The sequence below is a fragment of the Variovorax robiniae genome (assembly GCF_037889955.1).
Lineage (GTDB): Bacteria > Pseudomonadota > Gammaproteobacteria > Burkholderiales > Burkholderiaceae_C > Variovorax > Variovorax robiniae.
The window spans coordinates 13495-26446 of record NZ_JBBKZS010000027.1; the positions used below are offsets into that span (position 1 = coordinate 13495).

Genomic DNA, 12952 nt, shown 5'->3' on the forward strand with positions numbered 1-12952 from the left:
CACTCTCGTGCGGCGAGCAGCGCAGACCCGAGATCGGCGTCCGCAGTAGGAAGATTCATGCCTTTTTCAGCGGGCCCAGGCTACGCCGCCGTCTACAACGAGCGTCGCCCCCATCACATAGTCCCCCGCGCGCGAAGCGAGGTAGATCGCGGCGCCCGCCATGTCCTCCGGCGTGCCGATGCGGCCGGCGGGAATGTGCCCCTTGACCTCGTCGGCATGGTCGCGCGCTTCCTTGTTCATGTTGGAGGCGAACGCACCCGGCGCGATCGCGCTGACCGCGATGCGCTCCTGTGCCAGGCGCAGTGCCATGCGCTTGGTGAGGTGGATCAGGCCGGCCTTGCTGGCGGCATAGGAGTACGTTTCCTGCGGATTGACCGACACGCCGTCGATCGACGCAATGTTGATCACCTTGGCCAGGTGATCGGTGGCGGCGGCCTTGAGCATCGGCGTGAGCGCCTGCGTCAGGAAGAAGGGCGTCTTGAGGTTCAGGTCGACCACCTTGTCCCAGCCGCTTTCGGGGAAGTCGTCATACGGCGCGCCCCATGCGGCGCCCGCGTTGTTGACCAGGATGTCGAGCGTCTTCTCGTGCTTCGAATAGGCCGCGACCAGTGCCTGCGCGCCTTCGATGGTCGACACGTCGGCCGGCAGGGATACGCAATGGCCGAAGGCCGACAGCTCCCTGGCCGTCTGGTCGCACGCATCGGCCTTGCGCGCCGAGATGTACACGCGGGCGCCCTGGGCCAGGTAGCCCTCGGCGATCATGCGGCCGATGCCGCGCGAGCCGCCGGTGATGAGGGCGGTGCGGCCCTCGAGGGAGAAGAGTTGAGTGGTGTCCATGCTTTTTTTGCTCCGGAAGGAGCGCGCAGCTTAGTGCCGGGCGATGACGGGGCCGGTCGCCAACGCGCCAGCGCGCGCGACCACGTCCTGCAGGGTGCGGGCCAGCACGTCGCCGCTCAGTGGCTTGTGCAGCACGCGCTCGGCGGCGCGCGACAGGTCGGCGAATCGCTCGGGGGCGGTCTCGCCGGTGACGATCACGGCCGGCACGCCGGGCACGCGTCGGCGCACGCGCTCGATCACGTCGAGGCCGGTCTCGCCGCGCAGTCGGTAGTCGATGACCAGCACGTCGGGCTCATAGCCGTCGACGAGTGCTTGCTCGGCCTGCGCGCCGCCCTCCGCGCCATGGACCGACCAGCCGAGCTGGGTGAGGTAGGTGGACAGCGCCGCCAGCCCTTCGGCCTCCCCATCGATCAGCAGGACTGCGAGCGGCTGGCTGTCGGCCAGTCGGGCGAGGGGCACCGTCGGCGCGGGGGGCTGGCGCGGCGGCATGGCGGATGCGATGCGAAGCTCGAAGGTCGTGCACCGTCCCGGAACGCTGTCCAGTCGCAGCTTGTGCTTCAGCAGCGCCGCCGTGCGCCGCACGATGGCCAGGCCCAGGCCCAGCCCCTGCGCGCGGTCGTGTGGCGTGTTGTCGAGTTGGTAGAACTCCTCGAACACGCGCTCGCGCTGGTCGGGCGGGATGCCCGAGCCGGTGTCCGCCACCTGCACCAGCACATGCCCGCGCGGGCCGCGCCGGGCCGACAGCGTGACGCTGCCGCGCTCGGTGAACTTGATGGCGTTGTTGACCAGGTTGCCGAGGATGCGCATGAGCTGGTCGCTGTCGGTCAGGCACCAGAGCGTCTCGGCCGGCAGGTCGACCTTGAGCAGCAGGCTCTGCTGGGCCGCGAGCGCGGCGTATTCGTCATGCACCGCGCGCAACAGGATGCCGATGTCGTGCGGGGCAAGCTTGGGCTCGATGGAGTGGGCTTCCAGTCGCGAGATATCGAGCAAGGTGTCGAGCAGGCCGCTGCTCTGGCGCAGCGCGCTGCCGATGCCGCGGCTGATTTCCTTGAGCAGGACGTCGTTGCCGCGCTGCGCGAGGATCTCCAGCGTGGTCGCGTTGATCGACAGCGCATGCAGCGGCTGGCGCAGGTCATGGCTCGCGGCGGCGAAGAAGCGGGTCTTGGCCGCGCTGGCCGCCTCCGCGCGGTCGCGCTCGAGCTCGACCGATTCGGAGAGCTGGGCGTTGTCCTCCACCAGCGCCATCAGCTCCTTGAGGTTGCGGTCATGGTCGCGCACGCTGGCCAGCAGCACCAGGTACATGATCAGGATGCCGATGCACAGCGAAACGCCGAGGCTTCCGCCCCGCATGAACCAGCCGCCGGCGATCAGCATGAAGGTCGGCGTGCACAAGCCCACGAAGGCCTTCACGGAACCCGCCATCGACGCGGCGCCCACGGCGCAGCCGGTCACCAGCATGATGCCCATCAACAGCGGGGCCTCGTCGCTGGGGGCGGAGTAGGCGAGCAGCACGATCGGCGCGGTCACCAGGCCGCCCAGCGCGAAGCCGCGGTTGAGACGCGGGAGCGCGGCGCCCTTCTCGATCGCGGGGAGCTTCTCGATCTTGCGCGCCACCGACCAGCGGTAGTACATCGTCACCGCGGTGATGGCCAGCCACACCCACGGCCACACCATGAGCCCTTGCCGCATCGCGACCACCGCCAGGATGACGTATCCCACGAACATCGCGGGCAAGCGGTTCAGGTAGCGCAGCATCAACTCGACACGCCGCTCCGCAATCCGACGCGCGATCCGCTCTTCGCGAGGGACCGGGTCGTGCAGTGGCACGTCAACCAATGTGCATGCCCTCGCGCGATGCCTGGTAGGCGGCCTCGGTGCGATTGCGCACGCCGAGCGCGCTGTACACCGCACTGAGATGGGCCTTGACGGTCGATTCGGCAATGTCGAGTTGCCGCGCGATCAGCTTGTTGGAAAGTCCTCGGGTGGCGGCCCGGTACACGGCCATCTGCCGCGCGGTCAGCCCCGCCAGGCGGGGGTCGAGCGCCGTTTCCGATGGGGAGGCGGTGGTGCCGGCGGGCGTGCCCGTATTGGACGGGCCTCCGATGCCGCGTGCCGGATAGGTTTCAGATGGCAAGAAGACGCGCCCCGCGAGAACGTGCCTGAGCGCCGCCACCATCATCTCGGAGCTGTACTTCTTGGGAATGAAGCCGGCGGCGCCGAGCTCGATCGAGTGGCGTATCAGCGTGGCATTCGTTTCGCCCGACAGCACGACGATGCGTGCCGTGCAGCCCGCGTCGCGCAGCCAGCGGATCGACTCGGTGCCTTCGCAATCGCTCAGGTGCCAGTCCAGCAGGACGATGTCGAACTCGGTCAACTGCACCAACTGGACCGCGTGGGCCATGTCACCGGTGGTTTCGACGCGAAGCTCGGGCACCAATACGTTGAGCAGGTTCTTCATGCCCTGCAAAAACATCATGTGGTCGTCGACCATCAGCAAGTTCATTTTTATCCCCCCAAACCCCAGTATTCACCAGATTCGCATTGTGCGAGTGCTTACTCATACTTTGGTCGTACTGTCAACGCCCCCATGGATGGGGAAATCGAAGCGCGCCACTCGTATGCTTGGGCATGAACGCCAGTTCCGACAGTCCGATAACCCCACATACCTTACGGTCAACAGTGGGGCTCGTCGATTCGTACCTGATCAGTCAGTACCCGACGAACTTGATCGACGTGCGCTGGATCGACGGGGACCATCGGCTGACACTGCGGCCGGTGATGCCGCAGGACAATCGCCTGTTGGCGGACTTGATCAATCGGATGTCGGAGCGCTCGCTTTCACGCCGCTTTCCCAACGCGCAACTGCCCGCATCGGCTGACGAGCTGGCGAGCCTCGTCTGCATTGACTACCGTCGCCACCTCGCGATGGTGGTGGCGGTGCATGAAGGCGGGCGCGAACGCCTGGTCGCGGAAGCGCGCTACCTGATCGATCCCGACGGCCAGAGCGCGGAGTTCATGCTGATGGTGGACGATGCATGGCAACGCCAGGGCATCGCGACATGGGCGCTGCATGCGCTGGGCGCCGCGGCCCATGCGGCCGGCGTCAGCTGGATGCGTTGCGACCTGATGGCCGACAACGCGGCGATGCTGGCGCTGATGCGGCACAAGCGCTTCTGCTGCACGGTCGATCGCGGCGACGGCGATATCGTGCATGCCGAGACGCGCTCGCGTGCCCTCGTCGCGCGGTCCTCCGCGCCTCGACCGACGCTCCTTGCGCGGGCGCTGCGCTGGCTGGAAAGCGTGCTGGTCGTGGACGAGCCCTTCAGCCGCTCGACAACGCAGCGCTGATCTGCGCGAAGTCGGGACGCAGGGCGACGGTGTCCTGCAGGCAGCGCGACTGAAGCTGTCGCCACGGCGCCAGCGCCGCTTCGTCGGCATCGGTGCAGCGATCCAGCAACTCTTCCAGCAGGCAGCCAAAGGCGCGCACCTCGATGCGCTCCAGGCCTGGGGCTTGCGGCCCGGTGCCGACGAAGGATGCCGCGCCAAAGTCGCCGAGCAAGGCCTGGCCCGCGCCGTCATGCAGGATGTTGTGGCCGTAGAGGTCGCCGTGCAGGATGCCGCGCGCGTGCAGTTGGCCGGCCGCCGAGGCCATCTGCTGCGCCATCGCCAGCGCCGCGGCCAGTGGCCAGCGCGCGTGTGCGTCGTAGACGTCCCGCGTGCATGAGTGGAAGCTCGGCGGGCCGGCCAGGTTGCGGAAGTGCGGCGGCACCAAGGCGAGCACCAGGGCCTCGACGTTCTCGGGATGGTGGGCGATGCGGCCGTGCACGGCGATCAGCCCGGCGTTCTTGCCGGCGGCCATGCAGGCTGCCATCTCGCTGTGCGGCCAGCCGTCGCTGGTCACGGCGCCCTTGAACAGCTTGACCGCCACGGATTCGCTGGCATCCGCCGTGCGCTGCCAGGTGCCCCGGTGAATGACGCCGGACGCGCCCTCGCCGAGCCGTTCGCCGAGCGTGAGCTGCGACCAGTCGATGGACGGCACGGCCTGGCGCGACAGCGCAGCGGCCTCGTGGGCATCGCTGAAGGGATTGCCCGCGCAGGCCAGCCAGGCCAGCCGCGGCATTTGCAGCAGCCAGTTCGGCAGGGCGTCGAAGCGGTTGGCCGAGATGCGCAGCAATTCGAGTCGCTCGCAGCCGGCCATGTCGTCGGGCAGCGAGCGCAGTCGGTTGCCGGCCAGCATCAGCTTCTGCAGGCGCGGAAAGCGGTGCCAGCCATCGGGCAAGGCCTCGATGGCGTTGTCGGTCAGGATCAACCAGCGCAGCCTTGGCGGCAGGGCGTTGGCAGGGACCTCGCGGACCTGGCAGGACTTGAAGCCGATCATCTCCAGCGAGGGGCAGGTACCGAGCGACGCCGGCAATTCGGTGAACGGGTTTTCGGAGCAGAAGAGGATGCGCAGGCGGTGCAGCCGATGCATGTCCTCGGGCAGGTTTTGCAGCGCATTGCGCGAGAGGTTCAGGACCTCCAGCGTATCGGCCAGCTCGAAGATCTCGCGCGGGAACTCCGTCAGGCCGCAGGAGACAAGGTCGAGCGCATGGTGGCCGGCCAGTTCGCCGCTGCGCAGCTGCGCGAGCGTGTGCCCCTTGGCCACGACTCAGGGGGCGCCGAAGCGGTAGACACCCTGCGCGTCGACCGTGCGCTTGAGCTGCCCCGAGAAGCGCAGCAGGTGCAGGTGCGCCACCGTCTCGCCCATCGCAAAGGTCACCTGGTGGAAGTCGAGCTCGCGCTTGAACATGATCGGCATGGCCTCGGCCGCGGTGTGCGGGCGCTCGGTGCAGGCCGTGAGCATTTCGGCGAGGCGGTCGCGGTGATGCTCCTGCAATTGGCCGACGCGGCGGTGCACGCCGGTGAAAGGCTTGCCGTGCGAGGGCAGGCCGAGCGTGTCTTCGGGCAGATCGAGAAAGCGTTCGATGCTGTCGAGGAACAGGCGCAGCGGGTTGGCATCCGGCTCGTCCGCATGCACGCTCACGTTGGTCGAGATGCGCGGCAGCATCATGTCGCCGGCGATAAGCGCATGCAGCTCGTCGCAATACAGCGCGATGTGCTCGGGCGCGTGGCCGTAGCCGCTGATGCATTGCCAGTCGCGGCCACCGATGCGCACCGTGTCGCCATCGAGCATGCGCACGAAGCTGGCGGGCACCTTCGGCACCATGTTGGCGTAGTAGTTGCCGCGCCCTCGGATCTTCGCGATGGCCTCGGGGTTCGTCATGCCGTGCGAGGCGAAGAAGTCGGCCGCGACATCGCCGCCGGCCAGGCTGTCGCTGGCGCCGGGGCTGGTGAGCATGCGCGCCACGTGGTAGTCGGTGGAGCTGATCCACAGCGGCGCGTTCCAGCGCGCGCAGAGCCAGCTGGCCAGGCCGATGTGGTCGGGGTGCATGTGCGTGACAATCACGCGCAGGATCGGCATGCCTTCCAACTGAGTCGCGAAGATCTGTTCCCATTGCTGGCGCGACTTGTCGTGCGCGATGCAGCAGTCAATGACGGTCCAGCCCTCCACGCCATCGATGTTGTCGCGCAGCAGCCAGAGGTTGATGTGGTCGAGCGCGAAGGGCAGCGCCATGCGGATCCAGCGCACGCCGGGGAGCACCTCATGGCTGGTGCCCGGGGCCGGCAGCAGGTCGCCCAGGGGGTAATGGAGTTCGCGTTCGAGCAAGTTCATGTACGATTGACGTTTACGTAAACGTCATGGGTGAATCGCCCATTGTAGAGACAGCGGCCTGATTGCGCTGTCACGATTGCAACGCCCCCCAACCGGCATCTGAATTGGCTCCGCAGACCTTCACCATCAGCGACCTGGCCAGGGAATTCGACCTGACCACGCGCGCGATCCGCTTCTACGAGGACGTGGGCCTTCTGGCGCCCACGCGCAGCGGCCCGGGCGGCCGGCAGCGCGTCTACACGCCGCGCGATCGGGCGCGCCTCTTGCTGACGCTGCGCGCCAAGCGCCTCGGCCTGAGTTTGACCGAGGCGAAGGAAATCCTCGACATGTACGACAGCCCGCGCGACACGGTGCTTCAATTGCAGCGATTCCTGGGCGTGCTCGGCGCGCACCGGGCACAGTTGGAGAGTCGCCAGGCCGAGTTGCAGGCCAACCTCGACGAAGTACGGGAGCAGGAGAAGAAGACGCGCGCCACGCTGGCGAAAGCGCTGAAGGCCAAGGCCGGTTGAAAAGATCGACCCCGTTCATTAACGCTCATCGGAAAATATCCCCATGTCAGACAGCCTCCCCGACCTCTTCGCACACAACCGCCACTGGGCTGCCCAGGTCGAGCGTGACCGTCCCGGCTTCTTCACCAGCCTGGTGAAGCAGCAGACGCCCAAGTACATGTGGATCGGCTGCTCCGACAGCCGCGTGCCGGCCAACCAGATCACCGGGCTGGAGCCCGGCGAGGTGTTCGTGCACCGCAACGTCGCCAACATCGTGGTGCACTCCGACCTGAATGCGCTGTCGGCCATCCAGTTCGCGGTCGAGCGCCTGAAGGTGCAGCACATCATGGTGGTCGGCCACTACGGCTGCTCCGGCGTGCAGGCTGCGCTGGAAGGCGCGCGCATCGGCATTGCCGACAACTGGCTGCGCCACATCCAGGACGTGCGCGACCGCCATCGCGTGCTCCTCGAGTCCGTGCCGGCCGAGTCGCGCGCCAATGCGCTGTGCGAACTCAACGTGGCCGAGCAGGTGGTCAACGTGGCGGTCAGCACCGTCATGGTCGATGCCTGGAGCCGCGGCCAGAACGTGAGCATCCACGGTTGGGCCTTTGGCGTGCACGACGGCCTGTTGCAGGACCTGGGCATCACGGCCGACAACACCAAGCCGCTGGAGACCACCTACAAGGCGTGCGTGCAACGCATCCGCTACAAGTGGACCGGCAATGGAAACGGCAACGGCAATGGGAACGGCCATGGCACACAGCAAAATGCGGAGGTCACCAAGGAGGCATAAGAAGAAATGTTCCCGCAACGTCTGGATTCCCCGCTCGCGTACGACATCGCCAAGGCGTTGATCGACGGCTTCAACCGCCATTACCGGCTGTTTCGCGCGGAGTCGTCACGGGCCAAGCACCGGTTCGAGACGGCCGACTGGCATGGCCAGCAGCGCGCGCAACGCGAGCGCATCGAGTTCTATGACTTGCGGGTGAACGAGGCCGTGGCGCGGCTGGAGAAGGAATTCAAGGCCGGCGACCAGCCGATGGATGTGTGGCACCAGATCAAGCTGCACTTCATCGGCCTGTTGGTGAACCATCACCAGCCGGAGCTGGCCGAGAGTTTCTTCAATTCGGTCACGACCAAGATCCTGCACCGCGCGTATTTCCAGAACGACTTCATCTTCGTGCGCCCGGCGATCAGCACGGAATACATCGAGCCGCGCGGCGCCCCGCACTTCCGCGCCTACTACCCGACGCACGAGGGGCTGGCCGATACCGTCGAGCGGGTCATCGAGGACTACGCGCTGCTCGGCACCTTCGCCAACAAGCGGCGCGATGCGGAGCGCGTGGCGGCCGCCATCCTCGGGCGCTTCCACCAGGTCAAGTTGCGGGCCAACTTCCAGCTGCAGGTGCTGTCGGGCCTGTTCTATCGCAACAAGGGCGCGTACCTCGTCGGCAAGATCATCAACGGCTTCGTCGAGCTGCCCTTCGCGCTGCCGATCCTGCACGACCGCAAGGGTCACTTCTATGTCGATGCGGCGTTGTTCGGCGAGGACGACCTGCAGATGCTGTTCAGCTTTGCGCGGGCCTATTTCATGGTGGACATGGAGGTGCCTTCAGCCTTCGTTCAGTTCCTGCGATCGCTGATGCCGCGCAAGCCGCGCGCCGAGATCTACAACGCGCTGGGGCTGGCGAAGCAGGGCAAGACGCTGTTCTATCGCGACTTCCTGTCGCACCTGAACTACTCCAGCGACAAGTTCCGCATCGCTCCCGGCATCAAGGGCATGGTGATGCTGGTGTTCGACCTGCCGTCCTTCCCGTACGTGTTCAAGGTCATCAAGGACTACTACCCGCCGCAGAAGGAAACCACGCGCGAGCAGATCAAGGGCAAGTACATGCTGGTGAAGCACCACGACCGCGTGGGCCGCATGGCCGACACGCTGGAGTACAGCGACGTGGGCTTTCCGCTGGACCGCTTCGAGCCCGACCTGGTCGCCGAGCTGGAGAAGTTCGCGCCCAGCCAGGTGGAGATCGGTGACCGTGACGGCAACGGCGAGATGGAGCTGGTGCTCAAGCACGTCTACATCGAGCGCCGCATGATCCCGCTCAACCTCTACCTGCAGGAGACGTTTGACCTGCTCGCCGCGCCCGAAAGCCCGGCCGTGGCCAAGCGCGCGCGGGACCAGCTGGAGCATGCGGTGGCCGAATACGGCAACGCGATCAAGGACATGGTCGCGGCCAACATCTTCCCGGGTGACATGCTCTGGAAAAACTTCGGCGTCACGCTCAACGGCAAGGTGGTGTTCTACGACTACGACGAGATCGAATACATCACCGACTGCAACTTCCGCAGGGTGCCCGCACCGCGCAACGAGGAAGACGAGATGAGCGGCGAGATCTGGTATTCCGTCGGCCCGAAGGACGTGTTCCCCGAGACCTTCGGGCCCTTCCTGCTGGGCAACGACTCGGTGCGCAAGGCCTTCATGGCGAAACATGCCGACCTGCTGGACGCGGCCTTCTGGCAAAGCCACAAGGAGCGCATCCAGGCTGGCCAGATGCTGGATGTTTTCCCCTATGACGAGGCGCAGCGATTCGAGCACGATGGGCACGCGCCGTATTTCTAGGCTCTCCCCCAGAAGGATTTGGCTCTCCCCCAGGTTGGCTCACTGCGTGAGCCGCCCACCCCCTCACCGGGGGCAACACCAGCGGCCCGGCAAAGCCGGTTCCGCGGTGTTTCACGAATGAAGGCAGTCTTGCCTGTTGTTGAATTGAAGGAGTATTTGAATGTCTGAATCCATCGTCATCGTCGGCGCCGCGCGCACGCCCATGGGCGGCTTCCAGGGCGACTTTTCTTCCCTTGCAGCGCACGACCTCGGCGGCGCGGCGATCAAGGCGGCCATCGAGCGCGCGGGCGTCGCGCCGGACTCGGTCGGCGAGGTGCTGTTCGGCAATTGCCTGATGGCGGGCCAGGGTCAGGCGCCGGCGCGGCAGGCGGCCTACAAGGGCGGGCTGCCCGACAGCGCGGGCGCGGTCACGCTCAGCAAGATGTGCGGGTCGGCCATGAAGGCCGCGATGATGGCGCACGACATGCTGCTGGCCGGCACGCACGACGTGATGGTGGCGGGCGGCATGGAGAGCATGACCAACGCGCCCTACCTCATGCTCAAGGGCCGCGGTGGCTACCGCATGGGCCATGACCGCATCTTCGACCACATGATGCTCGACGGCCTGGAAGACGCCTACCAGCCGGGCCGTTCGATGGGCACCTTCGGCGAGGACTGCGCCGCTAAGTACAGCTTCACGCGCGAGCAGCAGGATGCCTTCGCCATCGCCAGCGTCGAGCGCGCGAAGAAGGCGACCGACACCGGGCTGTTCAAGGACGAGATCGCACCCGTCACCGTCAAGGGGCGCGGCGGCGACACCGTCATCGCCATCGACGAAGGCCCGGGCAAGGTCAAGCTCGACAAGATCAAGACGCTCAAGCCCGCCTTCAAGAAGGATGGCGGCACCATCACCGCCGCGTCCAGCTCGTCCATCAACGATGGCGCCGCCGCGCTGGTGATGATGACCGAATCGCATGCGAAGAAGATCGGCGCGAAGCCGCTGGCCCGCCTGGTCGGCCATGCCACGCATGCGCAGCAGCCTGAGTGGTTTTCCACCGCGCCGGTGGGCGCCGTCGGCAAGCTGTTCAAGAAGACCGGCTGGAGCGTGAAGGACGTGGACCTCTGGGAGGTCAACGAGGCCTTTGCCGTGGTGCCGATGGCGCTGATGCATGAGCTCAGCGTCTCGCACGACATCGTCAACGTGCACGGCGGTGCCTGCGCGCTGGGCCATCCGATCGGCGCCAGCGGTGCGCGCATCATGGTCACGCTGATCCATGCGCTGAAGGCGCGTGGCCTGAAGCGTGGCGTGGCGACGCTGTGCATCGGCGGCGGCGAAGGCACGGCCGTGGCGCTCGAGGTGCTCTGAGCCAGCCTGCGGTCAGCTCATTCAAAACAACATTCGACTCAGAGAGGAGATTCCGTGCGTCCGAACCTTTCCCGCACCGCCCTGGCGCTGATCCTGGCCTCGGCCTTGCTGGCCCCGTCCACCTTCGCCCAGCCCAAGCGCGACAACGCGCTGTTCGATGCCGCCACGGCCGAGCAGCCGGCCGTGCTCAAGACGCTGGAGAAGCTGGTCAACATCGAGACCGGCACGGGTGACGCCGAGGGCCTTGCCACCGCCGGCAAGTTCCTCGAGGAAGAACTCAAGGCGCTGGGCTTCACCGTGACGCGCAGCAAGGCGGCCGGCCTCGTGGTGGGCGACAACATCGTCGGCAAGATCAAGGGCAAGGGCGGCAAGAACCTGCTGCTGATGTCCCACATGGACACCGTGTACCCGAAGGGCACGCTGGCCAAGGCGCCATTCCGTATCGAGGGCAACAAGGCCTACGGGCCCGGCATCGCGGACGACAAGGGCGGCAACGCCGTGATCCTGCACACGCTCAAGCTGCTGAAGACCTACGGCGTGCGCGACTATGGCAGCATCACCGTGCTGTTCAACACCGACGAGGAAAAGGGCTCCTTCGGCTCGCGCGACCTGATCCAGGAAGAAGCGAAGCAGGTTGACTACGTGCTGTCCTTCGAGCCCAGCCCGGCCGATGCCGAGGTGTTCCCGGTCGGCACTTCGGGCATCGCCTATGTGCAAGCCAACATCAAGGGCAAGGCCTCGCATGCCGGCGCCGCGCCGGAGTTGGGCGTGAACGCGGTGGTCGAGGCCTCCGACCTGGTGCTGCGCACCATGGACCTCGACGACAAGTCGAAGGGCCTGCGCTTCAACTGGACTGTCATCAAGGGCGGCGGCCCGGCCACCAACATCATTCCCGACAGCGCGACGGTGAACGCCGACGTGCGCTACACGCGCAACGATGAATTCGACGCCGCGATGAAGACGCTGGAAGAGCGCGCGCAGAAGAAGAAGGTGCCGGGCGCCGAGGTGTCGATCGTCATCACGCGCGGTCGCCCCGCCTTCTATGGCGGCGAAGGTGGCCGCAAGCTGATCGACAAGGCCATGGGCTTCTACAGGGAAGCGGGCGGCACGATCGAGGTGGACGAGAAGATCGGCGGCGGCGGCACCGATGCGTCCTATGCGTCGCTGTCCGGCAAGCCGGTGATCGAGAGCATGGGGCTGCCGGGCTTCGGCTATCACACCGACAAGGCCGAGTACGTGGTCATCGATTCGATTCCGCGCCGGCTCTACATGGCCGCGCGCATGATCATGGACCTCGGGCAGGGCAAGTAGGCATGATCGGCTCGCTCACTGAACTGCGCGCGATGTACGCGGCGCCGGGCGAGCGCGCCGTCGGCAAGCAACTGGCGCAACTCGACGTGCATTGCAGGCGCTTCATCGCGCTGTCGCCGTTCTGCGTGGTGGCGAGCGCCGGCACGTCCGGAGGCCTGCTCGATGCATCGCCGCGCGGTGGTGCCGCGGGCTTCGTCAAGGTGACCGATGACCACACGCTGCTGCTGCCCGACAGCGGCGGCAACAACCGCCTCGACACGCTGGAGAACCTGCTTGCCGACCCGCGCATCGCATTGATCTTCATGGTGCCGGGTGTCGACGAGACGTTGCGCATCAACGGCACCGCGCGGCTGCGCGACGAGCCCGCCTTCACTGATTTGTTCGCGCGGGAGCGCCAGAGGCCGAAGCTGGTGATCGAGGTGCACGTGCAGGAGGCGTACCTTCATTGCGCCAAGGCCTTCATGCGCTCGGAGCTCTGGCAACCGGGCACCTGGCCCGCGCGAGATGCCTTGCCGACGATGGGCCAGATGATCCGCGACCAGATGCGCACGGACGCCGTGTCCGAATCCGAAGCCGAGACGCTCGCGCGCTATCGCGCGCAACTCGCCGCCGAGCGCACGCCGGCGACCTGAAACACA

Annotated in this window: 12 protein-coding genes; 7 read left to right on the plus strand and 5 right to left on the minus strand. The window is 66.5% G+C overall.

The features are described from left to right. Nucleotides 1-66: 66 nt before the first annotated feature. The 3 genes from WKW79_RS32520 to WKW79_RS32530 are packed head-to-tail and all read right to left on the minus strand — an operon-like array spanning nucleotide 67 to nucleotide 3328. Nucleotides 67-837 (minus strand): SDR family oxidoreductase, encoded by a 771-nt coding sequence (locus WKW79_RS32520; protein ID WP_340339373.1) that lies wholly within the window; start codon nucleotides 835-837, stop codon nucleotides 67-69. A gap of 30 nt (nucleotides 838-867) precedes the next feature. Continuing rightward, nucleotides 868-2664 (minus strand): ATP-binding response regulator, encoded by a 1797-nt coding sequence (locus WKW79_RS32525; protein WP_340339374.1) that lies wholly within the window; start codon nucleotides 2662-2664, stop codon nucleotides 868-870. A 1-nt stretch (nucleotide 2665) separates the two neighbouring features. Further along, nucleotides 2666-3328 (minus strand): response regulator, encoded by a 663-nt coding sequence (locus WKW79_RS32530; protein ID WP_340339418.1) that lies wholly within the window; start codon nucleotides 3326-3328, stop codon nucleotides 2666-2668. Between the two features lie 137 nt (nucleotides 3329-3465). Here WKW79_RS32530 and WKW79_RS32535 point away from each other — a divergent pair, with 137 nt between their 5' ends. Continuing rightward, a complete protein-coding gene (locus WKW79_RS32535; protein ID WP_340339419.1) occupies nucleotides 3466-4185 on the plus strand; it encodes a GNAT family N-acetyltransferase in 720 nt (239 codons plus the stop codon). On the opposite strand, the gene WKW79_RS32540 is transcribed toward WKW79_RS32535, so the two are convergent. Next, complete coding sequence (locus tag WKW79_RS32540) at nucleotides 4160-5482, minus strand: protein kinase (RefSeq protein WP_340339375.1); 1323 nt, start codon at nucleotides 5480-5482, stop codon at nucleotides 4160-4162. The two genes, WKW79_RS32535 and WKW79_RS32540, sit on opposite strands and share 26 nt — an antisense overlap. 3 nt (nucleotides 5483-5485) lie before the next feature. Beyond that, entirely contained in the window at nucleotides 5486-6550 is a 1065-nt protein-coding gene (locus WKW79_RS32545; protein ID WP_340339376.1) for an MBL fold metallo-hydrolase, read from the minus strand. Between the two features lie 104 nt (nucleotides 6551-6654). On the opposite strand from WKW79_RS32545, the gene WKW79_RS32550 reads away from it, so the two are divergent. From WKW79_RS32550 to WKW79_RS32575, 6 genes are all read left to right on the plus strand, one after another. Next, the gene (locus WKW79_RS32550) at nucleotides 6655-7059 is read left to right on the plus strand and encodes a MerR family transcriptional regulator (RefSeq protein WP_340339377.1); all 405 of its coding nucleotides are present in this window, start codon (nucleotides 6655-6657) and stop codon (nucleotides 7057-7059) included. Between the two features lie 43 nt (nucleotides 7060-7102). Beyond that, entirely contained in the window at nucleotides 7103-7831 is a 729-nt protein-coding gene (can, locus tag WKW79_RS32555; protein ID WP_340339378.1) for a carbonate dehydratase, read from the plus strand. A 6-nt stretch (nucleotides 7832-7837) separates the two neighbouring features. Next, nucleotides 7838-9658: a bifunctional isocitrate dehydrogenase kinase/phosphatase gene (gene aceK / locus WKW79_RS32560; protein WP_340339379.1), complete on the plus strand. Its 1821-nt coding sequence runs from the start codon at nucleotides 7838-7840 to the stop codon at nucleotides 9656-9658. A 160-nt stretch (nucleotides 9659-9818) separates the two neighbouring features. Continuing rightward, nucleotides 9819-11003 carry an acetyl-CoA C-acyltransferase gene (locus tag WKW79_RS32565; protein ID WP_340339380.1) on the plus strand — a complete coding sequence of 395 codons (1185 nt, stop codon included), beginning with the start codon at nucleotides 9819-9821 and terminating at the stop codon, nucleotides 11001-11003. Nucleotides 11004-11057: 54 nt separating this feature from the next. Continuing rightward, on the plus strand, nucleotides 11058-12314 hold the full coding sequence (locus WKW79_RS32570; RefSeq protein WP_340339381.1) for a glutamate carboxypeptidase: 1257 nt from the start codon (nucleotides 11058-11060) through the stop codon (nucleotides 12312-12314). 2 nt (nucleotides 12315-12316) lie between these two features. Further along, entirely contained in the window at nucleotides 12317-12946 is a 630-nt protein-coding gene (locus WKW79_RS32575) for a pyridoxamine 5'-phosphate oxidase family protein (RefSeq protein WP_340339382.1), read from the plus strand. Nucleotides 12947-12952 lie beyond the last annotated feature (6 nt).

What these genes read in the sequence shown, in the direction of transcription:
- aceK (WP_340339379.1), top strand. Translation starts at nt 7,838, where the DNA reads ATGTTCCCGCAACGTCTGGATTCCCCGCTCGCGTACGACATCGCCAAG.
- can (WP_340339378.1), top strand. Translation starts at nt 7,103, where the DNA reads ATGTCAGACAGCCTCCCCGACCTCTTCGCACACAACCGCCACTGGGCT.
- WKW79_RS32535 (WP_340339419.1), top strand. Translation starts at nt 3,466, where the DNA reads ATGAACGCCAGTTCCGACAGTCCGATAACCCCACATACCTTACGGTCA.
- WKW79_RS32545 (WP_340339376.1), bottom strand. Translation starts at nt 6,550, where the DNA reads ATGAACTTGCTCGAACGCGAACTCCATTACCCCCTGGGCGACCTGCTG.
- WKW79_RS32565 (WP_340339380.1), top strand. Translation starts at nt 9,819, where the DNA reads ATGTCTGAATCCATCGTCATCGTCGGCGCCGCGCGCACGCCCATGGGC.
- WKW79_RS32520 (WP_340339373.1), bottom strand. Translation starts at nt 837, where the DNA reads ATGGACACCACTCAACTCTTCTCCCTCGAGGGCCGCACCGCCCTCATC.
- WKW79_RS32575 (WP_340339382.1), top strand. Translation starts at nt 12,317, where the DNA reads ATGATCGGCTCGCTCACTGAACTGCGCGCGATGTACGCGGCGCCGGGC.
- WKW79_RS32530 (WP_340339418.1), bottom strand. Translation starts at nt 3,328, where the DNA reads ATGGTCGACGACCACATGATGTTTTTGCAGGGCATGAAGAACCTGCTC.